Below are 23,745 nucleotides of genomic sequence, written 5' to 3'. Positions count from 1 at the left end.
CATAACTAATAAAACAAAGGGGAATAGTATGATATGCAATTGTTCGATTTATCACTAGAAGAGCTAAAAAAATATAAACCAAAGAAAACAGCACGTCTTGATTTCTCAGACTTTTGGAAGAAATCGCTCGAAGAACTGCGCCAAGTGGAGGCAGAGCCAACACTTGAATCTTATGACTATCCAGTGAAAGGCGTCAAGGTGTACCGCCTGACGTATCAAAGCTTTGGACATTCTAAAATTGAAGGCTTTTATGCTGTGCCTGATCAAACTGGTCCGCATCCAGCGCTCGTTCGTTTTCATGGCTATAATGCCAGCTATGACGGCGGCATTCACGACATCGTCAACTGGGCGCTGCATGGCTATGCGACGTTTGGAATGCTTGTCCGTGGTCAAGGTGGCAGTGAAGACACATTAGTGACGCCAGGCGGGCATGCATTAGGGTGGATGACAAAAGGCATTTTATCGAAGGATACGTACTATTATCGAGGCGTTTATCTAGATGCTGTTCGTGCACTCGAAGTCATTCAGTCTTTCCCCGAAGTAGATGAACACCGTATCGGCGTGATCGGTGGAAGTCAGGGGGGTGCGTTAGCGATTGCGGCCGCAGCCCTTTCAGATATTCCAAAAGTCGTTGTGGCAGACTATCCTTACTTATCAAATTTTGAGCGTGCGGTTGATGTAGCCTTGGAGCAGCCTTATTTAGAAATCAATTCATACTTTCGAAGAAACAGTGATCCGAAAGTGGAGGAAAAGGCATTTGAGACATTAAGCTATTTTGATTTAATCAATTTAGCCGGCTGGGTGAAACAGCCAACATTGATGGCGATCGGTCTGATTGATCAAGTGACACCGCCATCCACCGTGTTTGCGGCATACAATCATTTAGAAACAGATAAAGAGCTGAAAGTGTACCGATATTTTGGGCACGAGTTTATTCCTGCTTTTCAAACAGAGAAGCTGTCCTTTTTACAAAAGCATTTGCTTCTATCAACATAAGAGCATGACAAAGAGCTAAAATGACATTCATTTTAGCTCTTTGTCTTTTTCAGCTATTGGAGCGTTCAGCTTAATAACTGGTGTTCTGTCTTGTTTTTTCATCAGGTACTAATGCTGTAACGATCAGGGCAAGGGCTGTGATGATGTGAAGGATGAATCCGAGAATCGGAATCCATGCCAGGCAGGATGTGACAATTCCAATGATACTTCCGATCATTGGTCCCTGGTCTCGCTTCGATAAGACGAGTGTGATAATATGCAGAATAAGCATGACCATGAGCGGTGAATAGCCATTGCTGATAACGAATAGACCTCCGATCACAGGGATAGCAAGGCAAGCTTCAAAAATCCCAGTGATCCATTTCATAATGCGAGATATAGACATCAGATCCAACTCCTTTTTCATATATGTCTTATTCGTATTTTCCCAAAAGGTGAAGAAGTCATGCAGAATTCTATAGAAAGAGTTGATGGACACTTGAGAGAAAGAATTAAGGAAGAGCTGAAAATCATCGAAGAAACGTATGACGTCAAGATTTGTCTCGCCGTTGAATCGGGCAGCAGGGCATGGGGATTTCCCTCGACCGATAGTGATTATGATGTTCGCTTTTTATACGTTCCCCAGAAAGAATGGTATTGGGCGATGGAAGAGCATCGTGATGTCATTGAACGGCCAATTGAAGACATGCTTGATATCAGCGGCTGGGAGCTGCGAAAGGCGTTGCGTTTATTCAATAAATCGAATCCATCCATTATGGAATGGCTGTCTTCTGACATCGTTTATGCTGAATCCTTCTCTCTAGCCAAGAGGCTGAGAGAATTAAAGGATCGAGCGTTTTACCCTGCGGCTTTGATGTATCATTACCTCAATATGGCGAAGCGGAATGAAAGCCGGCATTTACGAGGAGAGCAGGTGCGAATCAAGAAGTATTTCTATGTGCTTCGTCCGCTGCTTGCCTGCCAGTGGATTGAACGTTACCGGACGGTTCCACCCATGGACTTTCATGAATTACTCAAGGAGCTAGTGGAGGAAGGCCCGCTGTTAGCAGAAATTCACGAACTGCTCAAACGTAAAATGGACGGAGAAGAAATGGATTTAGAGGACCGCCTTGTACATGTCCATCCATTTATCGACAAAGAGCTGGCTCGTTTTGATGAATTGGTGAAAAGCTACAATCAGCCGAAGGACAATCTCACTGAAGAATTAAATAAGCTTTTGCAGTCTACCCTTGATGAGGTGTGGGCGTAAGCGTGAAAGAGCCAGCCGGTTAGCGGCAGGCTCTTTTTTATCTCTTATTGTGATAAAACCACAAAAAAAGTCAGAATTTTTGTCATCTTCAAATATTGTAGCGGACAGCTCATGAGCCTTACAATAAAGACATAGCTTACAAAGAGTGGGAGGTGCCCTTTATGGAGTCGGTCACAAGAAATTTCTTCTTGTTTTTGTCAAAGAGCAGTCTCTTGAACCATATTGCTCGTAATTGGGGAAGTGCTGTTGCATCAAAGAAAATCATCGGTGGGAAGGATTTTGAGAGCGCTATCCCTGTCATCAAACGATTAAACGATCAAGGTATGGCCGTAACGGTTGATCACCTCGGTGAGTTTGTCACAAAGGCAGAGATTGCAAATGAGCGGACGAATGAGTGTATTCAAACCATTCAGCGAATTGCAGAGGCGGGACTCAATTCCCACGTCTCACTTAAAATGACATCGCTTGGCTTAGATATTGACGATGACCTTGTGTATCGCAATATGAAAAGCATTTTAGATACGGCAGAGAAACACCGTATTATGGTGACAATTGATATGGAGGATGAACAGCGCTGTCAAAAAACGCTGGACATTTTTAAAGAAATGAAATCTCAATATGAGTATGTCAGTACGGTTTTGCAGGCGTATTTGTACAGAACAGAACAAGATCTTGATGACCTAAATGAGTTGCAGCCATTTTTAAGACTTGTAAAGGGTGCCTATAAGGAATCCGCCGAAGTGGCGTATCCAAACAAAAAAGACGTCGATCAGAATTACAAAAAGCTGATCGAAAAGCAGTTACTCTCAGGGAATTATACAGCCATTGCGACACATGACGATCAAATGATCGAATTTACGAAACATATTGTGAAAAAACACAATATACAGACAGATCAGTTCGAATTTCAAATGCTGTATGGCATGAGATCAGAAACGCAGCAAGCACTCGTGAAGGAAGGCTATCAAATGAGGGTCTACACCCCGTATGGACGAGAGTGGTATGGCTACTACATGAGACGTCTTGCAGAACGACCGGCAAACATTGCATTTGCTTTAAAAGGGATGACGAGAAAATAATTTGAAACGGGAGCGTGACAAAGATGACAACACCTTACAAGCATGAACCATTCACGGATTTTAGCCAGGAAGAAAATCGCCAAGCGTTTGAACAAGCATTAGCCAAAGTAACAGAATCACTTGGGCAAACCTATCCGCTTGTGATTAATGGAGAAAGAATCGAAACAACAGACAAGATTGTCTCGATCAATCCGGCGAAGAAGGAAGAAGTCGTGGGTACCGTATCAAAAGCTGGGAAAGAAGAGGCAGAGCAAGCGATTCAAGCTGCGGCAAAAGCGTTTGAAACATGGCGCTACACGTCTCCAGAAGAAAGAGCCGGCGTCTTATTCCGCGCTGCGGCAAGCATTCGCCGTAAAAAGCATGAGTATTCAGCCCTTCTCGTAAAAGAAGCAGGGAAGCCTTGGAATGAAGCGGATGCAGATACAGCAGAAGCCATTGACTTCCTAGAGTATTATGCCCGTCAAATGCTAGAGCTTGCGAAAGGCAAACCGGTGAACAGCCGCGAAGGGGAACGCAATCAATATGTGTACACACCAACTGGCGTGACGCTTGTCATTCCACCATGGAACTTCTTGTTTGCGATCATGGCAGGAACAACCGTTGCACCAATCGTCACAGGGAATACAGTTGTTTTAAAACCAGCAAGTGCGACGCCTGTCATTGCAGCCCGCTTTGTAGAAGAACTGGAGCAAGCAGGTCTTCCGAAAGGTGTTGTCAACTTCGTGCCAGGTAGCGGAGCAGAAGTAGGAGATTACTTAGTAGATCATCCGAAAACAAGCCTTATTACATTCACTGGATCAAGAGAAGTGGGCACACGTATTTTTGAACGTGCGGCAAAAGTACAGCCAGGACAACAGCATTTAAAGCGTGTCATTGCTGAAATGGGCGGTAAGGATACAGTCGTTGTAGATGAGGATGCAGATGTTGAATTAGCGGCTAACGCCATTTTCACATCAGCCTTCGGTTTTTCAGGTCAGAAATGTTCGGCTGGATCTCGTGCTGTCGTCCACGAGAAGCTGTATGACCAAGTCGTTGAGCGAGTGAAGGAAATCACAGAAACGAAAACAACAGCGAATCCGTTATCAGCTGATGTGTACATGGGACCTGTCATTGATCAAGCTTCCTTTGACAAGATCACGGAATATATCGAAATTGGCAAGCAAGAAGGCCGTCTAGTCACTGGCGGAACAAGTGATGATTCAGAAGGGTACTTCATTCATCCAACCGTGTTTGCAGATCTAGAGCCAACATCTCGTTTAATGCAAGAAGAAATCTTTGGACCTGTCCTAGCTTTCTCAAAAGTCTCAAGCTTTGATGAGGCGCTTGAAGTAGCCAACAACACAGAATATGGGCTAACCGGTGCGGTCATTACAAATAATCGTGATCACATCAACCGTGCGAAGCAGGAGTTCCATGTCGGGAACCTTTACTTTAACCGTAACTGTACGGGAGCGATTGTGGGATACCACCCATTTGGCGGCTTTAAAATGTCAGGAACTGATTCAAAAGCAGGCGGACCGGATTATCTTGCTCTGCACATGCAGGCCAAAACGATCAGCGAAATGTTTTAATATGGAAAAGCATGAACTCGTGCAGGCGAGTTCATGCTTTTTTTACCTGTCTACGACTTGTTTCTATACAAATCTGACTGGAAAGAAGTATGATAAATGTATCACTTATTCAGGGAGCAATCGGGATGGAAGAGATATTAGAAAAGCTTCATACATTTTTTGATGTCGATAAATTAATTGCATTTATTAGTGGTTATTTAAAAAAACCAGTCATTTTAGAAAGTACTGAATGTCAGCTGCTTGCTTATAATTCTTACAGCATCCAGCAGTTCGACCCAGTCAATCAGCAAACCATTTTCTCAAAGGAATGTCCGGGAGCTGTGGTGGATTGGTTAAAAAAAACAGGGGTCATTGAGCAGCTATATACAGATTCAAATCCTTTTTATGTGAATGGTCATGAGGAGCTCGGGTTTAATCGACGAGTAGCTGTGAGCGCCAAGCACAAGCAAGAGGTTGTCGGCTTTATTTGGGTGCAGGACATTGAAGATTCTCTCTCTCAAGAGGAGCTGCAATTCTTACATGAGGCATCGTTTCAGGTTGGAAAAGTTATTTATAAAAATAAGAAACAGTTGGAGAAAAAGGAAGGCAAGATTGAAGAGTTCTTCAAAAAGGTCATGGATGATCATTTTTATACAGAAGAAGAGCTAAAATGGGAAGCTGAGAATTTAAGCATTCCACTGCCAGCTGTCTTTACTGTGATGGTTGTTCATGCCGCCGATAACAAAAGTGAGACGGCAGAAGATGTGAAGGATGTGATTAGAACCTATTTACAGCTAGAAGACAAGGTCAATCATGTCTACTCTGTGCAAGCAGACATCGTCGTGATATTAGGCAGTTTGTCAGATCGCCACTCACCAAAAGCGACCGCTGCGGATGTCGTCGCCCATCTTCAATCGAAAACGCATACACACCCATCTCCTTTATATATTGGGATGGGAAGAGAATATCGAGATGTCATGAAAATGAGCACAAGTCGATTTGAAGCGATAGAAGTCGTGAAAGCAGTGAAGATTGTCGGCGGACAGGAATTGATTCCATACGATTACGAGCATTTGGGGGTCTTCCGGTTCTTAGACTCGATTTACAGTCACCAAAAAAAGAAAAACGACTTTAATCCAGATTTGTTGCGCCTAAAGGAAAAAGACCGTGACAGCCAAACATCATTTTTAAAAACCTTAGAGGTCTACTTATTGAATAATTGCAAGCTAAAGCCAGCTGCAGAGCAGTTGTTTATTCATCAAAATACACTAAACTATCGAATGAAACAAATTTTTGAAATGACGTCTATAGATTTAAGTCATTTTAGCCAGCGTTGTGAGTTATTTATTGAATTGATGCTGATGAAAAAAGATCAATAGGCGTGGACTCCGCAGGTGCAAAGGCTGACCTGCGGATTTTCATGCGAGATGATAAAATGGCATACAATTGCCTTATTTCGTTGTATGATAGATAAAGATTTTATAAGGAAAGTGAAAGGAGGGCCACCTTTGGGATCAGTCACCTTGGCCATTTTGATTTTCATCATGACCCTCGTCCTTGTCATTTGGCAGCCAGGACGTTTAACCATTGGATGGTCAGCGTGCGGGGGAGCGATTCTTGCTCTTGCTTTTGGGGTCGTTCATTTGGGCGATGTATGGGAAGTTACCCAAATTGTCTGGAACGCCACCTTTGCATTTATTGGAATTATCATCATTTCATTGATTTTAGATGAGATTGGTTTTTTTGAATGGGCGGCACTTCATATGGCAAAAGCCGCAAGAGGGAACGGGGTCCGCATGTTTATTTATTTAACATTGCTCGGCGCTGTGGTAGCAGCTTTTTTTGCCAACGATGGAGCGGCACTTATCTTAACCCCAATCGTTTTATCTGTGGTCAGAGCGCTGAAGCTGGATGAGCGTATGATCCTGCCATTTGTCATGGCAAGCGGCTTTATTGCAGATACGACGTCTTTGCCATTTGTCATTAGTAACTTGGTCAATATCGTATCAGCCGATTATTTTCATATTGGCTTTCTTGAATATACAGCAAACATGTTCGTCCCAAACCTTGTATCGCTTGGCGCTAGTATGCTTGTGCTGTATGTGTTTTATCGGAAACTCATCCCGAAAACGTACGATGTTTCGCAGGCGAAGGAACCAGCTTCGGCCATTCGTGATCTGCGCATGTTCCGGTTATCTTGGTATGTGTTAGGGTGCTTGCTTGTTGGATATTTTGCTGGGGAATTGGCAGGCATTCCGGTGTCAATCATTGTAGGCGGCATTGCCATTGCTTTCTTATGGCTGGCGAAACGGAGTCCACAAGTGGCGACAAAACGAGTCGTCAAAGAAGCACCTTGGTCGATTGTGTTTTTCTCTATCGGCATGTATGTCGTGGTGTATGGGCTGAAAAATGTCGGCCTGACAGAAATTTTAGCGGCGTGGATTGAACAGGGGGCGTCACACGGTTTACTTGCGGGAACGATGTTTATGGGGGTCCTGGCAGCAGTGCTATCTTCTGTCATGAACAATCTCCCAACCGTTTTAATTGATGCGATTGCCATCGGTCACACAGATACAGCAGGTGTGATGAGAGATGCACTGATTTATGCCAACGTCATCGGCTCAAACCTTGGTCCGAAAATGACCCCAATCGGTTCATTAGCGACATTGCTGTGGCTTCATGTCTTGAAGAAAAAAGGTGTGCATATTTCTTGGGGGGCATACATGAAAGCTGGAATCATTCTAACCATACCGACGCTGATCATCACGTTATTGGGGTTGTATGTGTGGTTATGGCTGATACATTAAAAAGCAGATCCCATGGATCTCAGCGCATAGACAAACCCTCGCATTCTTTGTCAGTCCTGCGTGCTGGTGCTCACGAATGTCAAATTCGCTCCGTGCCAGTACTCGTCCTTCCTAGACTGCAAAGGTTTTCTATCACGCTGAAAAGAAAACAAAGGGCTAAAATCAAGTTCATTTTAGCCCTTTGTTAACAATCTGAGCAGATCCCATGGATCTGTTTTTTGTTGTTATAGATATTTTGCATAGCGTTTTTCCAAAAAGTCTTGGAGCAATGAGACCACACTGCATATGCCCCAGTAAATCAAGGCAACCAATATATACATGGTCATATAATCGAATTCTCTTCCGCCCACAATTTTTGCTTGCTGGAAGAGTTCGGGCACAGTAATCATTGCCGCTAGTGAGGAAGCTTTGATTAAATCAAGCATGACGTTGGTCAGGGGCGGTAGTGCAATGCGCACGGATTGAGGCAAGATGACTCCGCGCATCGTTTGCCAATAGCTGAGACCAAGTGATTTGGCGGCTTCCACTTGACCACTTGGAACAGAGGAGAGGGCCGCCCGGTTAATTTCGGCAATGTATGCAGCACTATTGAAGCTGAATCCAATAATAGCAGCAGTGACAGCTGTAAATTCAATGCCGATGTAAGGGAATCCGAAATAAAGGATAAACAAAATGACCAGAATGGGAACCCCTCGCATGAATGAAATATACAGCCGTGCAGGCAGCCGAAGGAACCATGTATTTGCCATTCTAGCAAGGGCAATAAAAAAGCCAAGAATCGTACCAAAAAACATGCTCACAAAAGAAATGAGCAGCGTCAGCCAGATGCCTTTCATCACAAACGGAAATGACGCTTTTGCCAGTGCAGGATTAAAGATATATTCTAAATGAATATCTCCCACGGCTGCGGCTCCTTATTTAGAAATGTCGACATCTTCGACATCAACATCAATTTTCTTTGAGACGTCAGCATGATTAAAGAATTTCTCCGAAATCTTTTTCATGGTTCCGTCTTTTTTCATCTCTTTTAATACACGATTTAATTCTTTTTGAAGCTCTGTATTGTCTTTTTTCATCACAAACCCTTGTTCATTCGGCATGTATTTTAAGTCTGGATGGATCGTAATATTTAGCTTAGGGAATGCAGCAAGCGCCAGTGTTTGCAAGTAGTAGTCATTTAAAATGACATCTGTACGGCCGTTTGCAACATCCTTTAAATATTGCTCGTTTGTGGCATTATCATAGATGACTTCTTTTGCACCATACTTACGGGCAACATCCATATAAATGGTCGTTGCAGCACCTGCTGCTTTCTTTCCTTTTAAATCCTTTAGCGTTTTAATACCTGACAGATCATCTTTTCTGACGATAGCGGTTCCATATGAGTATTTATAAGGTGTTGAAAAGGCGAACTTATCTTTCCTGTCATCTGTGATGTCGATATCGTTTGCAGCGGCATCCACCTGACCTGAATTAATGGCACTGAGCATACCGTCATAACCCATTTCTTTAAATTCTACTTTTACGTCAAGGCGCTTAAATGCTTCTTTGACGACTTCCACTTCATAGCCAGTCAATTGATCCTTGCCGTTCGATGTATCATGGTAAGACGTAGGATACAAGGTGCCTGAAGTAGCGACAACGATTTTCCCTTTCTTTTGAATCTGATCCCACTTTGATTCTCCAGACTGAGATGAGCCTGATTGATTGCAAGCAGACATGACAAGCATGAGAGCAGACACAACAAGCAGCACCCATATAGGTTTTCTATGATAAAAACGACTCATTTAAGAATCCTCCTCTATTTTTTATACAAAACAAAACATAGCACGCTTTTTCAGTTAGGACAACGTTTTCAGATGAAAAGCGAAAAAGTAAGAATATTATGTGCAATTTGATGGGGTGAATAATGTATAAAAAAGGAAAGAATGCGCAAATTAAAATCGAATAAAGGAGGGAACGACAGAGATGAAAAAAACAAGTGGTTTGATCATACTAACGATGGTGATATTATTTGGTTTTCAAGTGAATACGGCTCATGGAGAAACACCCCAAATGGAAAAGCGCCCCGTCACGCATCAAGTAAAATTAACGACAGAGCAACAAAAACAAATTGAAGTACTTGAACAGCAAATTTTGTCTAAACGAAAAGAAGTGATCGAAAAATACGTTCAGTATAGTGTGTTAACGAAGGAACAAGGCACGCACATCACAAAACGAATGGATGAACATTACAATCACTTAAAAAATAACGGGTTTGTTCCATTACTAAAAAAACCACAGCACCATCGACCATAAGTTTAAGAAAACCGGCAGCAAGGTGCCGGTTTTTATTGTTTATGTGTTAAAAGGTCAGCGTCTCACCATCTTGAGGGACAAAAATGGCCTGATCTGCATGATTCTCTTGAATGTAAGATTTTAATGCGGCTCTTGTTAATAAACAATGATTCACGGCTTCAAGGTGACAGGCGATGATTTGAGCTTGTGGTTGAGTATGGTGAATGTCTACAATCTCTTCCTTTGTCATCGTAATGGGATCTCCCTCTAAAAATTGGGCAGCCCCACTATTGACCACAATAATATCTGGCTGGCATGTATTCACAACCTCTTTCGGCTCATCACACCAAATGGTATCTCCTGCAATATAAAGAGTAGGCTCATCAGGATGAGAGAAAACAAAACCGCTCACTTGTCCCATCCGTTTAGCGGTTTCTCCTGTCCCGTGCTGCCCGCCAGTTCGTTTGATATGAACACCGCAAACATCCATTTCATCTTCAATGCATGTAACATGCTGAAATCCAGCTTCTTTTACTTCCGTGCGATCTTTCTCTGATTGAGTATAGATCGGCAAAGTTTGAGCTAATCTCTTTTTTGCCTCGTCGTCAAAGTGATCTACATGTAAATGAGTGAGCAGGACAGCATCCGGCTGTAATATCTTGTCCAAATCAATGTTTGCAGGCAGCTCAACAATTGGATTGTTTGCATGTTGATTGGCAGTATGCGGGAACGGTGGATAGGTTCCTTTTGCTGCTAAAAAGGGATCGATTAAAAATGTTGACGGACCATATTGAAGGTATAAAGTAGCATTACGAATGAGTGTTATTTTCATTAGAAAGGCCTCCTTTTTTTCTCATTAAGTTTACAGTATATTAAAAGAGCCTCATGTGACAGAGGATCATGAAAGTCTTTCAGCGGAACGACTTGATTTTTGAAAGAGGTGAGCCAATGCTAGACAAAACAGATATGGATATATTAAAAGAACTCTCAAAGAATAGTCGATTGACGATGAAAGCACTTGGTGAAAAAGTCCATTTAACCGGTCAAGCTGCTAAAAATAGAGTTTTAAAGCTTGAAGAAGAGGGGATTATTGAAGCCTATACCATTTCAATTAACTGGCGGACACAGCAGAACATCCAAACATTTTTGCAGCTCTTTACCCGAAGTCATGATCATGAACCGCTTTTATCGTTTCTCCATCAAAAGGAAGAAATCAAAAACCTGTTTAAAATTAGTGGAGAGGGCTGTTATATGGCTGAAGGACATTTCTCCAGTCATGATGAGCTTGATCAATTTTTAACGGAGCTAACAAAGCATGCAAATTATAAATTGTCTATCGCTGTGAAACGTCTCACTCATCAAGAATAGATGAGGCGCAGGAGGAAATAAACGATGAAAAAATTAATCGAACATCAGGTTGAGCCGATCACAAAGGAAAGAATCAAAGCGGATTTGGTTCAACTCGGTGTGAGGCAGGGCATGACCTTATGTGTCCACTCATCCTTGTCATCTATTGGCTGGGTGAATGGAGGAGCTATAGCCGTTATACAAGCTATGATGGATATTTTAACAGATGAAGGAACACTGATTATGCCGGCACAAACATTAGAGCTGTCTGATCCTGCTGATTGGATCAATCCGCCTGTTCCTTATTCTTGGTGGAAACCGATCAAAGACACGATGCCTGCATTTGATCCAGCTTACACAGCTCCAACAGCAATGGGAAAGGTAGCGGAGACCTTTTGGAAATACCCAGGCGTAGAAAGAAGCAATCATCCTCATTTCTCATTCACCGCCTGGGGGAAAAGGAAACATGAAGTGTTGAACCACCATGCGCTTCCTTATGGTTTAGGAGAAAATTCACCTCTTGGACGTATGTACGATCTTGATGCAAAAGTGCTGCTAATTGGCACGTCATTCGAAAGTGTGACAGCTTTTCACTTAGCTGAATATCGAATCCCACAGCAAGACCTCATGACACGAGGGGCCCCCATTTTAGAGAATGGTTGGAGGGTGTGGAAAGAGTATCAAGATATCATCACAAGAGAAGAACTATTTGAACAGATTGGTCGTGACTTTTTACAATCAGAATGTAGTTATAACCACAGTCAAATCGGGCTAGCCAATTCGTATTTATTGCCGATGAGAGAATCAGTCGATTTTGCAGAAAAATGGCTTGAGCAGTACGACCAGGCGTGATCTAAGCAGTCTGAAAATCAAAATAATAGAGATCTTGATCAGGGTGCTCAGATATATAGCAGGTGAGCTGATAGTCTCCTTTTGGAATGGAGAAAGACAGTACCTGTGCCATGACGCTTGTTAGATAAACATGATCACTTGAATGAGTAAATGGCACTGTGATGACTCTATCAACGGATGATGGAGGCTCATGGCTGTTTAATGTCACGATAATAGAAGCCTTTCCGTTATTGATGCCTTCAAAAGAAATACCTCGATCCCCAGTTGCGAATCCTTGAAGAATATCGTCATCTGTCCAATCAATCACAGGTGGCGTCGTGCTTCCAGTGTATACGGTGATTTGGTGATAGGAGATAGATAGGGGATACATTTGATTTAAATCATTCATATAGATTAACTCCTTTATTCATAAAATTTGTCCAGCTGGCGATCATGTTGAAAAGTGAATGTTTGAAAGTATGATAATTGAAGAGAATGTTAGGCAGCAAGACGATTGTCGCCGTCTTGCGCTACTGTTTGAGGGATCTAGATGTGAAATTGCGAAACCATTTCTTTTAGGTCTCCTGCTAAATGGGCAAGAGCCTCTGATGAAGCTGTTACTTCTTCCATTGCTGCAAATTGTTCTTCTGTTAAACCTGCTACTTGTTGTGAATGTTCACTCGTCAGTTTAACGCCTTCTGTGATAGAGGCAAAGGTCTGCTTCGCATCATTTGTATAAGCTGCGATTTTTTGGGATGCATCTGATAAATGTTGAATGCCATCTGCCATTTCCTTCATTGACTGCTGAATGTCAATAAATGAATCCTCTGTATGAGAAATAAGAACAGCCCCTTGAGCCGCTTCCTCTCGTACTCGTTTAATGGCACTCGTCGAATGATTCATCTCTTTTTGTATTTCGGAAATGAGATGTGAAATCATGTTGGATGATGTTTGCGATTCTTCTGCGAGTTTCCTCACTTCGTCTGCCACAACGGCAAAACCTTTTCCATGTTCACCTGCGCGTGCTGCCTCAATGGCCGCATTAAGAGCAAGTAGATTAGTTTGGTTAGCGATATCTGTAATCACTTTGGAAATTTGATCAATCTCGGCTGAACGTGTTTCTAGCGCTTGAATTGCTGTACCGTTCTCTTCAATTGATTTTGCAATAGATGTCATTTGTGAATTGACTTCACCGATATTTTGTACACCTTTTTGGGCCATTTCTTGTGCGGATTGGCTTCTTGTTGCCATTTGTCCCGCATTTTCAGTGATGTTTACTAGCTCGTTAGATACTTGTCTCATCGTGTGCTCACTAGCTGTCATTTGGGCTGATTGCTGTTCAGACGATTGAGCGACTTCTTGAATGGTATGGGTAATTTTTTCTGATGCTGCACTCGTTTCTTCTGCGCTAGCTGACAGCTCCTCAGAAGAGGTGGCTACTAATTCAGATGTTTTGATCACATTTAAAATGGTTTGATTTAATTTCTCACGCATCTTATTAAAGTGACCTGCCAGCTCAGAAAGTTCATCGCCTGTGTGATCTGTCACGTTGATGGTTAAATTTCCTTCGCCTGCACTCTTAATAGCAGATGCCATATGTTTGAGACGTGTCTGAATCCGCTTTGTGAAAATAGAAATAATGATAACAGAAACAATTAAACTTAACAGTAGAACCGTGACAAATTGAATAAAGAAAGACTGAAGCATTTGTGAAATCATGCTTTGATTTGCACCGGTATAGAAAATACCAATCGTTTCCCCTGTATCATTTTTGATGGGCATATAAGCCGTTTGGTAGTCTTTCCCGGCAACATTGGCTGTTCCGTAATAATTCTCGTCTTTATCCAAAACAGCGGCCTTTACTTCAGGTGAGACTTCGGTTCCTACAGCTCGTTTCCCGTTTAACATGACATTTGTGGCAACACGGGTATTTCCTTGGAAAATCGTGATTGTATCACCAGTATATTCGGCTAATTGATCAACCAATGTGTCATGGTTATTGATTTGAGTATTTCCTTTGTAAAGCTTGCCATCTTTTATCTGCCACGAGCCAGCAACCTTTTCAGTTAGGTAAGCGTATCCTAGCTTTAGATCGCCTTTTGCTTTTTCGGTGGCCATTTGCTTAATGTTCTCTGTCATTTCGCGGTTCACTACATAACCAACCACTGCTGAAAATACGATGAGGACACTTAAAAAGATCAGCATTATTTTGGCGCCAAGCCTCAGTTTTCCTTTTTTCTTCATGCTTTTTACTCCTTTAGGTATAAGGTAGGGTATCCCTCCTTAAAGATTATCGGCATGAAAAAAATGTTTGATATACGTGAATGCACTTACACAGAAATTTTTGTTATGAAAAAAGGAAAGATCGTGCTACTCGATAATAAATTGGATTCTTGTGCCATCAGGATCATCTGATAATTGATGACTTACCCAAGAGCCTGCCCCCCTATTATCCGAAGGACGTACATATTTGACAGAAGCCCCTGCTCCACCTTCTTTACACATCGCCATTGGCCATTCATCACGATCATAACCACGCTTTGTTGGAATGCCATGAAGTGATTTGTCTCTTTGCTCATCACTATTTTTTCGATCAATGGTGCAAATGGAAGAATGACCTTCGTCAATAGCTTCTTCTATGTGCTTCGCGGTTTCTGGATATCGATCTGATGGAAAGTGAATGGTTTTGTCATAAGAAGAGTTTGTCGTCTCTTGTTTATGTTGCCCTAGTTGGACATAGCCTGTCGCTATACCAATGACAATCAATAAAAGCAAGAGAATGGTTTTAAGAAGTTTCATAGATGCTAGCTCTCTTTCTCTTTAGCGTATTTTGTAAACAGAAGTATAGCAGAATTACTTACCAATTTCTCCTCGTTTTGAAAAAACGTCTTTTAAAGTTCGAAAAACGTTTTTTACCTGTTTATGCTCTTTTCCTCGTTGTACAAACTCATAAAAATTTAATTTTGCTGCTCAAAAAACATATATGCTGATGCAAAATGGCTTTATGATTGGTTTTTAGGCTAATTTCAAGATTTTAACACACAGAAATTTCAAAAAAATAAAATTGACTAGACCGATATGCTTTAATAATATGGAGTCAAATATCAAAAAATGTCGTAATTTATCAAAATATGATTCCAATTACATTGCAGGAGGGAAGTACAAATGGCGGATGTCTCTTATCGGCTCGGAATAGACATAGGTGGAACATTTACTGATTTATCGCTGATGAATGAAGCGACAGGGGAGCTGACTGAACTCAAGACACCTACAGTGACAGATGACCCAGCTCAAGGAATTATCAATGGGCTGAAACTTCTAAAAGAAAGAGGTGTCGATTTATCCAAAATACAATATCTCGTACACGGGATGACAATCGGTCTTAATACATTATTGCAGAGAAAGGGAGCAGATTTAGCCCTTTTTGTAACGGAAGGTTTTCAAGACATTTTGTCATTACAGCGTTTACGTCTACCCATTCCTTATGACTTCAATTCTCAATTGCCAGAACCATTGATACCACGAAAACATGTATATCCAATCTCTGAAAGGCTCATACACGATGGTTCGATCAAAAAACCTCTCCAACTGCAGCAATTAGATGATGCTGTCCAGCAGGTCATGTCTAAAAAACTAGCAGGCATTGTCATTTCTTTTTTACATAGTTATCAGAATCCAGTTCATGAATTACAAGCTAAAGCCTATATTCATCACCATTACCCACAATTAGAAGTCCTGACGTCTTCTGAATTATGGCCACAAATGAGGGAATATGAGCGGACAGTGATGTCTGTTGTCAATTTGTACATTCAACCAAAGGTCAAACAATATTTACAAACATTGAAAAGCCGCTTGAAAGAAGAAGGTGTACCAATTTCTCCATACATTACCCAATCAAATGGTGGTTTAATGGATGCAGAAAGTGCAGCTACTTCACCCGTTAAAACACTTTTTTCTGGCCCGGCAGCTGGTGTAATTGGTGCAGCAAGAATTGCAACTTCTGCAAATGAACCCAATTTAATTACGTTTGATGTTGGTGGCACAAGTGCAGATATCTCGATCATTCAAAATGGGCAGCCTACAATGGCTCAATCGAATCAGCTTTCAGGATTTCCGATCATTCTTCCATCTGTTGCAATGTATTCGATAGGGGCTGGCGGAGGTTCTGTTGCATGGCTTGATCAAGGCGGGCTTCTTAAAGCAGGACCGGAATCAGTTGGCTCGCAGCCTGGACCTGCTTCGTATGGAAGGGGAAAAAAAGCTGCTTTAACCGATGCATTTCTCATATGCGGTTACCTCAATCAAGAACGGTTTGCCGGAGGACATTTACAATTGCAGCGGTCTGCAGCGGAAATAGCCTTTCAGCCAATTGCTGATCAGCTTCATAAAACGGTCGAACAGGCGGCTGACCAGTTGATTCAAGTGGCTGTTGCCAATATGTACACAGAACTAAGCAATGTCATGGAGCAGCAAGGGTTTGATCCTAGAGATTTTAGTTTGTTGGCATTTGGCGGGGCAGGACCTGTTGTCGCGAATTTCCTTGCGAGAGAAATTCATGCGAAAAATGTGGTCGTCCCTCCAAGTCCAGGGACATTATGTGCGCTAGGTGCACTTACAGCCGATTTTATCCATGATGCTGTGTTGTCTAAGAAAATCTGCTTACAAGACTATACGCTTGACGAATTAAAACAAGATTATGAAATGCTTTCTCGCAAAGCAACGGGTTGGTTCAGCCAGCAAAACATTCAACATATCAAACAAACGTCCATTTTGTTATTAGCAGATGCCCGCTATCAAGGACAGGCATTTGAGATTGAATTGCCATTATCGGTGGATTGGCTAAAGCAGGAACAAGACGTCTATCATCTGATTGAAGCTTTCCACAGCCTACATGAGCGTCAATATGGCCATAGAGATGATCAGGCGAACATTGAATTTACTCATTTGCGAGTTCGGGTTATAGGTGAAACGCCTCCACTGCCTTTCTCTTCTGTTGATGAAAGCAGCGGACAGCCTTTAATACCACAATCATACAGACGAATCTTTATAGAAGAAAAAGAGTACGAAGCATCTGTTTACAATCGGAGTACTTTGTCATTAGGCGCTGTTGTGAAAGGACCTGCCATCATTGAGCAAGATGATACGACAACATTGATTTTGCCAAACTGGGCAGGCAGCATAGACCATTCAGGAAACTTGGTGATTTCAAGGGAGGCGGCTTTACATGGGAACTGATCCAGCAAAGCTTGAGATGATGAGGAGTTATTTTAATGCAATTGCATCAGGCATGGGACATGTCATTGAGCGGACATCCTTTACAACATTCGTAAAAGAATCGGCGGATTTTGCTACAGCATTAGCCACGCCTTCTGGAGATTTCTTTGTTTACCCAAAAACAGTCGGTGTCACGATCTTTTTAGGGCTGAGTCTCAAAAAAGCGATTGAAGAAAGCGGACCGATGCAGCCGGGTGACATTATCATCACAAATGATCCTTATACGACAAACGGTTTAGCGACTCATTTGCCAGATGTCCATATCATCAAACCCATTTTTATAGAAGATGAAATTGTCAGCTATGCCTGGTCTTTTGTTCATGTAAGTGATGTGGGAGGTCTTGTCCCTTCAAGCATTTCTCCAACTGCAACAGATGTTCATCAGGAAGGATTAAGAATTCCACCAGTGAAAATCTATGAAGGTGGAAAAGAGAATCAGGTTGTTCGTACCTTTTTAAGAGCTAATAGCCGGGCGAGTCATTTAAATGATGGCGATATTAATGCGATGATTGCCGCTGTTAATACAGCAGAAATCAGACTAAAAGAAATGATCGAGAAATTCGGAAAAAACGAAGTGAAGCAAGGAATGATTGATCTGCTGAAGCAAGCAGAGGATCGCGCAGGAAAAGTCATTGAAGCCATCCCTGATGGAACGAGTGAATTCGCTGATTACTTGGATGATGATATGATTTCGGACGTGCCGATCCGATTAAAGATCAAGCTGACGATCAAAGGGAAACAGCTGACACTGGACTTCTCTGAGTGTGACCCGCAAGTTAAGACAGCTTTTAATCTTGTCACCAATGGTCAAAAGCACTCCTTTTTATATCAAGGGTTGATCAATTACATTATTAGTAAAGATCCTTTTATTCCGATTAATGGTGGGATTACGTATCCGATAGACGTGATTTCACCTAAAGGAACGCTTGTCCATCCAGAATATCCGGCTTCTGTCGGTATTCGGCATTCCATTACAATGAGACTGTATAATGTCGTGCTAGGTGCTATTGGTAAGCTGTTGCCTGAAGCAGTGCCGGCGGCAGGTGCAGGTCAATCCGCTATCGTCGTTCTCTCTGTTCCTGATGATCAAACAGGAGGCAGAAAAATGTCTGTGGTCGAACCGTTAGGCGGAGGCGGCGGTGCTCAAAAAGGGACTGATGGAGTCGATGGAATTGATCATTCGTCAGGATTTTTAAAAAATACACCCATTGAGAGCTTGGAACAGCATATTGATATTCATGTACACCGATATGAACTGTTGCCAAACACAGGTGGAGCAGGGGAACATAGAGGGGGACATGCGATTGGTTTAGAATTTGAAATGATCAAGCCAGAATCGATGGTGACGGCACGAGGAATGGAACGAATGAAGTTTCAACCTTGGGGGTTAATGGGCGGACGTGCAGGAGCAATTGGTGAGGTGAAATTGACCAAACCAAATGGGGAGACACAAAACCAGCCGAAAATTGATGTCATGCGTCTTGAAAAAGGCGATATTGTTCAATTGGTTTCACCAAGTGGAGGAGGATGGGGGAATCCATTTGCTAGAACGAAAGAAAAAGTCCTTCATGAAGTGGAAGCAGGGCTATTAAGTGAAGAAAGAGCACTTCAGCAATATGGCGTCAAAGTCTATCGAGATCATAATGAATGGAAAATTGATGACGAACAGACGAGCAGGCTTCGTGAAAAGATGAATGATGCTGATGCTGTCGCTTGGGATTTTGGAAAACAAAGAGCAGCTTATGAGAAAGTGTGGACAGACGAAGCCAGCAGTGAGCTTGCTGTGCAGCTTCGTTCATACCCAGCAAATGAGCGTACGCACTATAAACATGCGGTTCATTCTCATTTTAGTCATAGACAAGAACCGTTAACAAAGATGGATATTATTCAAGCACTTCATCAGTTGAATCAACAAAAAGGGGGAAACGAATTATGAAAAGAAGATTAATGACCATATTTGCAGGTGTCCTATCCATCATGATACTGCTGTCTGCATGCGGTGGAAATGGGCAGGACCAAAGTAAACAGCAGCAGACTGTGATCGTTGGTGTCTACGGAGGGGATTGGGAAAAGAATATTAAGCCAATCCTCGAAAAGTTTGAAAAGGATACAGGCATTAAAGTACAAACGGTCTCTGGGGCAGATTCTGAATGGTTTACAAAATTAAAAGCATCTAATGGTAAAAATCCACCGTATGATTTGCTTATTTTACAGCCTGATACGATTCAAAGAGGTATTGCGGCAAACGTTCTTGCGCCTATTGATGAAGATCAAGCACCGAATGTGAAAAAGCTTTATCGTTCTGTTCAAAAGAAACTCACTGTTGATGGAAAACAATATGCAGCAGGCTTTAGTATGGGACAGCTTGGAATTGCTTATAGAAAAGATCTTGTCAAACAGGAGCCAAACAGCTGGACAGATTTATGGAGCGATCAGCTGAAAGGGAAAGTGGCGATTTCTTCCCCAACTTATTCAGCGGGCTTACAATTTTTCTCTGCACTTGTCCATGCTCAAGGAGGGACAGAATCAAATCCTAAGGATATTGATAAAGCATTTAAAAGCCTAGCACAATTAAAAGGGCGTGTAGCTGCTTTTCCTGATAACCCAGGGTCTATTCAAACGCTGTTAGAACGTGGTGACGTGACGGCAGTTCCATATTGGGATGGCCGAGCATTTGCACTTGAAGAAGAAGGGATGGATATTGGATTCTCATATCCGAAAGAAGGCGCTGTGGCAGCAGTTGCGAGCTGGGCGTTAACAAAGGGAAGTCAGCATGAGGAAGCGGCTTATAAGCTATTAAACTACCTTAGCGGGAAAGAAGCTCAAGAAGCCTTCTCAGAAAAATCTTACTATGGCATGTCGAATTCTGATGTGAAATACGGAGACAAAATTAAGGGGAAAGTGAAGGTTGGCGAAAATTATTATAGCAAGCTGACTTGGGTAGATTACGAAACAGCGACCTCGGAGCTCGGTCAATGGACAAATCGATGGAATGAAGTATTAGGCGGAGGAAAATAGGTGATCGCATGAGTGGAATCAATTTAGAACATATCAGCCAGCATTTTGGCGAGCAGATTGCTCTTGATGATGTCAGTCTTACGGTAAAAGAGGGAGAGTTTTTCTCCCTTCTTGGCCCTAGTGGCTGCGGAAAATCAACTTTACTCAATATCATTGGTGGTTTTTTAGAACCGACAAAAGGAGTCGTCTATATTGGTGATCAGGATGTGACGACTTTACCTCCTTATCAAAGAAAAACGGGGATGGTCTTTCAAAGCTATGCACTTTTCCCACATCTCACCGTATTTGATAATGTTGCATATGGGTTGAAGGTTCAAAAGAAAAAGAAGGCGGAAATCAAGCAAAAGGTGATGGAGAGTTTGTCTCTTGTTCAATTAGAGTCATTTGCCAAACGTATGCCGCACCAATTAAGTGGAGGTCAGCAGCAACGGGTCGCCATTGCACGGGCACTTGCCATCCAGCCTGCCGTTCTTCTTCTGGATGAACCACTCAGTAACTTAGATGCAAAACTAAGAAAAAATATGCAGACGGAGCTGCGAAATATTCAACGGAATGTCGGGATTACGACTATTCTTGTGACGCATGATCAGGAGGAAGCCTTAAGTCTTTCCGACCGAATTGGGATATTAGGTGAGGGGAAAATTCAGCAGATTGGGACACCTTTAGAAGTATATCGTCAGCCAAATAATCGTTTTGTTGCTGAATTTATCGGACAGGTCAATCTATTTGAAGCGGAATATGATGAAGTTACTTCCACATACACTGTTCCACATTTCATTCAATCAAACGGGAAGCAAGTTCAGCTAAAAGTTGCCGCATTTAAAGAGAAGAGCGAGAAGCATTTACTCATGCTGCGTCCTGAGAGAATCAAGTTATCTTCTGTCGGGGAGGAAGTTCAGCCAAATCATGTCACAGGCGTGTTGGCAGATGTCAGTTATATTGGGCACTCTTTACGTTTGGTCGTTGGGCTTAATCAAGGTGAAATCATTGTCCATGCATCAGACGCAGCGTTTCCCGAGCTGCCTCAAGTTGGAGAAATTGTGCATATTCATTGGCAACCTGAAGATATTGTGTTTTTAGATTCGAAGGTGCATGCGTGATGCGAATCAAAAAAAAGAATCAGCGCTTTCATTGGTTTATGCTGCTGCCAGCTTGTTTGTTTCTAGTTGTATTCCTTCTTGCTCCGCTTGTGATGATGTTTGTCCTCAGTTTTCGTGATGTGGATTCGATGATGAATACGTTACAATCCTATAGTTTGTCTCAATATTTACATGTATTTACGACAGATGCATATGTGAAAGCAATTGGAAGTACTGTGTGGGTGGCCTTACAGACAACGGTGATTTGTTTATTGATGGCATATCCAGCAGCTTATGTGCTAGTGAAAGCACCTCACCCAAGATTGCGGGCTTTTTTCTATATCTTACTTGTATCGCCGCTTTTGACGAGTGTCGTCATTCGGACATTTGCATGGATCGTTCTTCTTTCGCAAAATGGTTTGATCAATGGCATGCTGATCGATTTACATCTGATTGAGAAACCGCTATCGATGCTGTGGAATATGAATGCGGTCATTATTGCTTATGTTCAAGTGATGCTGCCTTTTGCAGTGCTGCCTATTGCAACGAGCTTAACTGATATGGACCGTCACTTAAGACCGGCTTCTATGAGTCTTGGTGCTGGGCGTATACGGACATTTTTTCATGTGACCTTGCCACTTACGATTCCAGGCATGATCACCGGAGCAATTATTGTCTTCTCACTTGCAGCAGGAAGCTATATTACCCCTCTGCTAGTCGGCGGACGGATGCAGCCGCTCTTGCCACTGTCCATTTATCAGCAGGTCATGCAGGTGTATAATTTGCCTCTTGCCGCTGCGATGTCCTTTACTTTATTGATTTGTGTGCTAGCGGTCGTCAGTCTATTAAGCTATCTATTGAAGCGTTGGGAGGCGAGGATGCATGCGTAAAAAATCAATAAGTGACCGTTTGCTTTCGGTTCTGATATGGACCGCAGGCTCACTCGTTTATCTCTTTTTAACCGTACCTGTTCTTGTCATTGTTCTTTCTGCTTTTAGTCCGAATGCTTTTCCTGAATTCCCGCCGACTTCGTTTTCCGTTCGCTGGTTTCATGAGGTCGTGTCGAATCCAGAATGGATGGAATCTTTGCGTATCAGCGTGATTCTGTTATTGATTGTGACGCCGCTTACTGTTCTTTTAGGAACGATGGCTTCTTATGCTTTAGCAAGGCTTTCCTTTAAGGGAAAGGAAGCTGTTCAAGCCTTTATTTTGTCACCTCTTATGATTCCTCAGGTGGTATTAGGGATTGCGATGCTGTATTTGTTTACGGCTATGGGTTTTACAGGGTCTTTGTGGGCATTAGTCATTGGGCATGTCATCATTGGTTTTCCTTATGTGGTACGAACCGTGGGTGTCAGTGTTTCAAATCTTGATCCGCGTCTTGAGCTAGCTTCCATGAATCTTGGTGCAGGGCCCATACGTACTTTCTTTCGTGTGACACTGCCCTTGATCAAGCCGGGCATTATCGCAGGTGGCGTGTTTTCTGCAGTGACATCATTTGGTGAAATCTCGATTAGTTTGTTCGTTTCTTCACCTCAAACCATTACGATTCCCGTGAGGACGTTTAATTACATTGAGCAAACTTTTGATCCGAGTGTCAATGCGATATCTGTCATATTTATTATCATTTCTATCATTGCGTTGCTCATTATTGAGAAAACGATTGGTCTGTCTAAGGTGATGTAAATATAATGAAGAAACAAGGAGCTGTCATTTGAAATGACAGCTCTTTTTGTATTGTTTTTTATGGTAAAAATATTCAAAGTTTTATGGAATGTAGTTCTTAAGGTTTAAGAAAATGCGAGGCGTGATAGGAGACCTCTATCCTACATTTTCGGTCATATTTGCAAAATTTAAGGAAAAACATGAAATTTTTGCGGTAATTGGTCATTTATTTTCGGTGAAACGCAACTATTATTAGTTATTTTCGGTAAATATCGTAAATTATGATGTGATCCCTTCGGCATAACGCATGAATCTTTACACCCATTTTTCGGTGAAAAAAACAATAATTTCATATAAAGTGGACGTAAATAGAAAATATCTAAAAGAAAAGAAGAAAAAGGCAAATCTATGGAAACATAGAGACGCAAAGCCATGTCCTAAGGTAAAAGTTGCTTTTTTACTATGGTCGGCAGGTTACCGAATCAAAATGGGAGTCCCTCCGTTTTATTCGGGGTGGGCTCCTTTTCTGTTATTCCGTCTATTTTAATGAAATAGACTTGGTTCTTTTGATAT

The 23,745-nt window shown here is 42.2% G+C and carries 22 protein-coding genes and 1 riboswitch; of the genes, 15 read left to right on the top strand and 7 right to left on the bottom strand.

Annotation, left to right across the window (positions count from 1 at the left end; all coding sequences use genetic code 11):
- Positions 1 to 33: 33 nt before the first annotated feature.
- A complete protein-coding gene (locus ES896_RS13805; protein WP_129548075.1) occupies positions 34 to 996 on the top strand; it encodes an acetylxylan esterase in 963 nt (320 codons plus the stop codon).
- Positions 997 to 1,066: 70 nt separating this feature from the next.
- Here ES896_RS13805 and ES896_RS13800 read toward each other — a convergent pair whose 3' ends face one another.
- The gene (locus tag ES896_RS13800; protein WP_008342068.1) at positions 1,067 to 1,381 is read right to left on the bottom strand and encodes a hypothetical protein; all 315 of its coding nucleotides are present in this window, start codon (positions 1,379 to 1,381) and stop codon (positions 1,067 to 1,069) included.
- Positions 1,382 to 1,441: 60 nt separating this feature from the next.
- Here ES896_RS13800 and ES896_RS13795 point away from each other — a divergent pair, with 60 nt between their 5' ends.
- The 5 genes from ES896_RS13795 (at position 1,442) to ES896_RS13775 (ending at position 7,681) form a co-directional block, all read left to right on the top strand.
- On the top strand, positions 1,442 to 2,245 hold the full coding sequence (locus ES896_RS13795) for a nucleotidyltransferase domain-containing protein (RefSeq protein WP_129548076.1): 804 nt from the start codon (positions 1,442 to 1,444) through the stop codon (positions 2,243 to 2,245).
- A gap of 161 nt (positions 2,246 to 2,406) precedes the next feature.
- Complete coding sequence (locus ES896_RS13790; RefSeq protein ID WP_007498256.1) at positions 2,407 to 3,324, top strand: proline dehydrogenase family protein; 918 nt, start codon at positions 2,407 to 2,409, stop codon at positions 3,322 to 3,324.
- A 23-nt stretch (positions 3,325 to 3,347) separates the two neighbouring features.
- Positions 3,348 to 4,895 (top strand): L-glutamate gamma-semialdehyde dehydrogenase, encoded by a 1,548-nt coding sequence (gene pruA, locus ES896_RS13785; protein WP_007498254.1) that lies wholly within the window; start codon positions 3,348 to 3,350, stop codon positions 4,893 to 4,895.
- Positions 4,896 to 5,020: 125 nt separating this feature from the next.
- Entirely contained in the window at positions 5,021 to 6,253 is a 1,233-nt protein-coding gene (locus tag ES896_RS13780; RefSeq protein WP_017358555.1) for a PucR family transcriptional regulator, read from the top strand.
- A 129-nt stretch (positions 6,254 to 6,382) separates the two neighbouring features.
- On the top strand, positions 6,383 to 7,681 hold the full coding sequence (locus ES896_RS13775) for an arsenic transporter (protein ID WP_008342056.1): 1,299 nt from the start codon (positions 6,383 to 6,385) through the stop codon (positions 7,679 to 7,681).
- 224 nt (positions 7,682 to 7,905) lie between these two features.
- On the opposite strand, the gene ES896_RS13770 is transcribed toward ES896_RS13775, so the two are convergent.
- Together ES896_RS13770 and ES896_RS13765 are read right to left on the bottom strand one after the other, a co-directional pair.
- Positions 7,906 to 8,583 (bottom strand): amino acid ABC transporter permease, encoded by a 678-nt coding sequence (locus tag ES896_RS13770; protein WP_008347854.1) that lies wholly within the window; start codon positions 8,581 to 8,583, stop codon positions 7,906 to 7,908.
- 12 nt (positions 8,584 to 8,595) lie between these two features.
- Positions 8,596 to 9,411, bottom strand: coding sequence for a transporter substrate-binding domain-containing protein (locus ES896_RS13765; protein WP_370529221.1), 816 nt, complete (start codon positions 9,409 to 9,411; stop codon positions 8,596 to 8,598).
- Between the two features lie 238 nt (positions 9,412 to 9,649).
- Between ES896_RS13765 and ES896_RS13760 the strand changes: the two genes are divergently transcribed.
- A complete protein-coding gene (locus ES896_RS13760; protein WP_135226897.1) occupies positions 9,650 to 9,979 on the top strand; it encodes a YckD family protein in 330 nt (109 codons plus the stop codon).
- Positions 9,980 to 10,025: 46 nt separating this feature from the next.
- Here ES896_RS13760 and ES896_RS13755 read toward each other — a convergent pair whose 3' ends face one another.
- The gene (locus ES896_RS13755; protein ID WP_017366587.1) at positions 10,026 to 10,790 is read right to left on the bottom strand and encodes an MBL fold metallo-hydrolase; all 765 of its coding nucleotides are present in this window, start codon (positions 10,788 to 10,790) and stop codon (positions 10,026 to 10,028) included.
- Positions 10,791 to 10,906: 116 nt separating this feature from the next.
- Here ES896_RS13755 and ES896_RS13750 point away from each other — a divergent pair, with 116 nt between their 5' ends.
- Both ES896_RS13750 and ES896_RS13745 read left to right on the top strand, forming a co-directional pair.
- A complete protein-coding gene (locus ES896_RS13750) occupies positions 10,907 to 11,326 on the top strand; it encodes an Lrp/AsnC family transcriptional regulator (protein ID WP_026050043.1) in 420 nt (139 codons plus the stop codon).
- 24 nt (positions 11,327 to 11,350) lie between these two features.
- Entirely contained in the window at positions 11,351 to 12,157 is an 807-nt protein-coding gene (locus ES896_RS13745; RefSeq protein WP_135226896.1) for an AAC(3) family N-acetyltransferase, read from the top strand.
- Position 12,158: 1 nt separating this feature from the next.
- Here the strand turns inward: ES896_RS13745 and comJ are convergent, their stop codons facing one another.
- From comJ to ES896_RS13730, 3 genes are all read right to left on the bottom strand, one after another.
- Entirely contained in the window at positions 12,159 to 12,545 is a 387-nt protein-coding gene (gene comJ / locus ES896_RS13740; RefSeq protein WP_050826928.1) for a competence protein ComJ, read from the bottom strand.
- A gap of 137 nt (positions 12,546 to 12,682) precedes the next feature.
- On the bottom strand, positions 12,683 to 14,380 hold the full coding sequence (locus ES896_RS13735) for a methyl-accepting chemotaxis protein (protein ID WP_048002413.1): 1,698 nt from the start codon (positions 14,378 to 14,380) through the stop codon (positions 12,683 to 12,685).
- Between the two features lie 126 nt (positions 14,381 to 14,506).
- Entirely contained in the window at positions 14,507 to 14,935 is a 429-nt protein-coding gene (locus tag ES896_RS13730; protein WP_007498233.1) for a NucA/NucB deoxyribonuclease domain-containing protein, read from the bottom strand.
- 366 nt (positions 14,936 to 15,301) lie between these two features.
- Between ES896_RS13730 and ES896_RS13720 the strand changes: the two genes are divergently transcribed.
- The 6 genes from ES896_RS13720 to ES896_RS13695 are packed head-to-tail and all read left to right on the top strand — an operon-like array spanning position 15,302 to position 23,193.
- The gene (locus tag ES896_RS13720; protein ID WP_135226895.1) at positions 15,302 to 17,371 is read left to right on the top strand and encodes a hydantoinase/oxoprolinase family protein; all 2,070 of its coding nucleotides are present in this window, start codon (positions 15,302 to 15,304) and stop codon (positions 17,369 to 17,371) included.
- Positions 17,361 to 19,346: a hydantoinase B/oxoprolinase family protein gene (locus ES896_RS13715; protein ID WP_135226894.1), complete on the top strand. Its 1,986-nt coding sequence runs from the start codon at positions 17,361 to 17,363 to the stop codon at positions 19,344 to 19,346. The genes ES896_RS13720 and ES896_RS13715 overlap by 11 nt, the downstream gene beginning before the upstream one ends.
- The gene (locus ES896_RS13710) at positions 19,343 to 20,428 is read left to right on the top strand and encodes an ABC transporter substrate-binding protein (RefSeq protein ID WP_008347834.1); all 1,086 of its coding nucleotides are present in this window, start codon (positions 19,343 to 19,345) and stop codon (positions 20,426 to 20,428) included. The genes ES896_RS13715 and ES896_RS13710 overlap by 4 nt, the downstream gene beginning before the upstream one ends.
- An 8-nt stretch (positions 20,429 to 20,436) precedes the next feature.
- The gene (locus ES896_RS13705) at positions 20,437 to 21,528 is read left to right on the top strand and encodes an ABC transporter ATP-binding protein (RefSeq protein ID WP_135226893.1); all 1,092 of its coding nucleotides are present in this window, start codon (positions 20,437 to 20,439) and stop codon (positions 21,526 to 21,528) included.
- Positions 21,528 to 22,397, top strand: a complete 870-nt coding sequence (locus ES896_RS13700) for an ABC transporter permease (protein WP_008347830.1) — start codon at positions 21,528 to 21,530, stop codon at positions 22,395 to 22,397. Before ES896_RS13705 ends, ES896_RS13700 begins: the two co-directional genes overlap by 1 nt.
- On the top strand, positions 22,390 to 23,193 hold the full coding sequence (locus ES896_RS13695) for an ABC transporter permease (protein ID WP_008347828.1): 804 nt from the start codon (positions 22,390 to 22,392) through the stop codon (positions 23,191 to 23,193). The genes ES896_RS13700 and ES896_RS13695 overlap by 8 nt, the downstream gene beginning before the upstream one ends.
- Positions 23,194 to 23,561: 368 nt before the next feature.
- Positions 23,562 to 23,654: riboswitch (cyclic di-GMP riboswitch) on the top strand.
- Positions 23,655 to 23,745: the final 91 nt, after the last annotated feature.

Origin of the sequence: Bacillus sp. 005/A4HT-01/001 (genome assembly GCF_004634445.1) — a bacterium.
Lineage (GTDB): Bacteria > Bacillota > Bacilli > Bacillales > Bacillaceae > Bacillus > Bacillus altitudinis.
This window is presented reverse-complemented; position numbering and strand designations above follow the sequence as displayed.

Bases quoted from the DNA above. Each gene is read 5' to 3' on its own strand.
- ES896_RS13805 (WP_129548075.1), top strand. From the start codon at position 34: ATGCAATTGTTCGATTTATCACTAGAAGAGCTAAAAAAATATAAACCA.
- ES896_RS13800 (WP_008342068.1), bottom strand. From the start codon at position 1,381: ATGTCTATATCTCGCATTATGAAATGGATCACTGGGATTTTTGAAGCT.
- ES896_RS13795 (WP_129548076.1), top strand. From the start codon at position 1,442: ATGCAGAATTCTATAGAAAGAGTTGATGGACACTTGAGAGAAAGAATT.
- ES896_RS13790 (WP_007498256.1), top strand. From the start codon at position 2,407: ATGGAGTCGGTCACAAGAAATTTCTTCTTGTTTTTGTCAAAGAGCAGT.
- pruA (WP_007498254.1), top strand. From the start codon at position 3,348: ATGACAACACCTTACAAGCATGAACCATTCACGGATTTTAGCCAGGAA.
- ES896_RS13780 (WP_017358555.1), top strand. From the start codon at position 5,021: ATGGAAGAGATATTAGAAAAGCTTCATACATTTTTTGATGTCGATAAA.
- ES896_RS13765 (WP_370529221.1), bottom strand. From the start codon at position 9,411: ATGCTTGTCATGTCTGCTTGCAATCAATCAGGCTCATCTCAGTCTGGA.
- ES896_RS13760 (WP_135226897.1), top strand. From the start codon at position 9,650: ATGAAAAAAACAAGTGGTTTGATCATACTAACGATGGTGATATTATTT.
- ES896_RS13755 (WP_017366587.1), bottom strand. From the start codon at position 10,790: ATGAAAATAACACTCATTCGTAATGCTACTTTATACCTTCAATATGGT.
- ES896_RS13750 (WP_026050043.1), top strand. From the start codon at position 10,907: ATGCTAGACAAAACAGATATGGATATATTAAAAGAACTCTCAAAGAAT.
- ES896_RS13745 (WP_135226896.1), top strand. From the start codon at position 11,351: ATGAAAAAATTAATCGAACATCAGGTTGAGCCGATCACAAAGGAAAGA.
- comJ (WP_050826928.1), bottom strand. From the start codon at position 12,545: ATGAATGATTTAAATCAAATGTATCCCCTATCTATCTCCTATCACCAA.
- ES896_RS13735 (WP_048002413.1), bottom strand. From the start codon at position 14,380: ATGAAGAAAAAAGGAAAACTGAGGCTTGGCGCCAAAATAATGCTGATC.
- ES896_RS13730 (WP_007498233.1), bottom strand. From the start codon at position 14,935: ATGAAACTTCTTAAAACCATTCTCTTGCTTTTATTGATTGTCATTGGT.
- ES896_RS13720 (WP_135226895.1), top strand. From the start codon at position 15,302: ATGGCGGATGTCTCTTATCGGCTCGGAATAGACATAGGTGGAACATTT.
- ES896_RS13715 (WP_135226894.1), top strand. From the start codon at position 17,361: ATGGGAACTGATCCAGCAAAGCTTGAGATGATGAGGAGTTATTTTAAT.
- ES896_RS13710 (WP_008347834.1), top strand. From the start codon at position 19,343: ATGAAAAGAAGATTAATGACCATATTTGCAGGTGTCCTATCCATCATG.
- ES896_RS13705 (WP_135226893.1), top strand. From the start codon at position 20,437: ATGAGTGGAATCAATTTAGAACATATCAGCCAGCATTTTGGCGAGCAG.
- ES896_RS13700 (WP_008347830.1), top strand. From the start codon at position 21,528: ATGCGAATCAAAAAAAAGAATCAGCGCTTTCATTGGTTTATGCTGCTG.
- ES896_RS13695 (WP_008347828.1), top strand. From the start codon at position 22,390: ATGCGTAAAAAATCAATAAGTGACCGTTTGCTTTCGGTTCTGATATGG.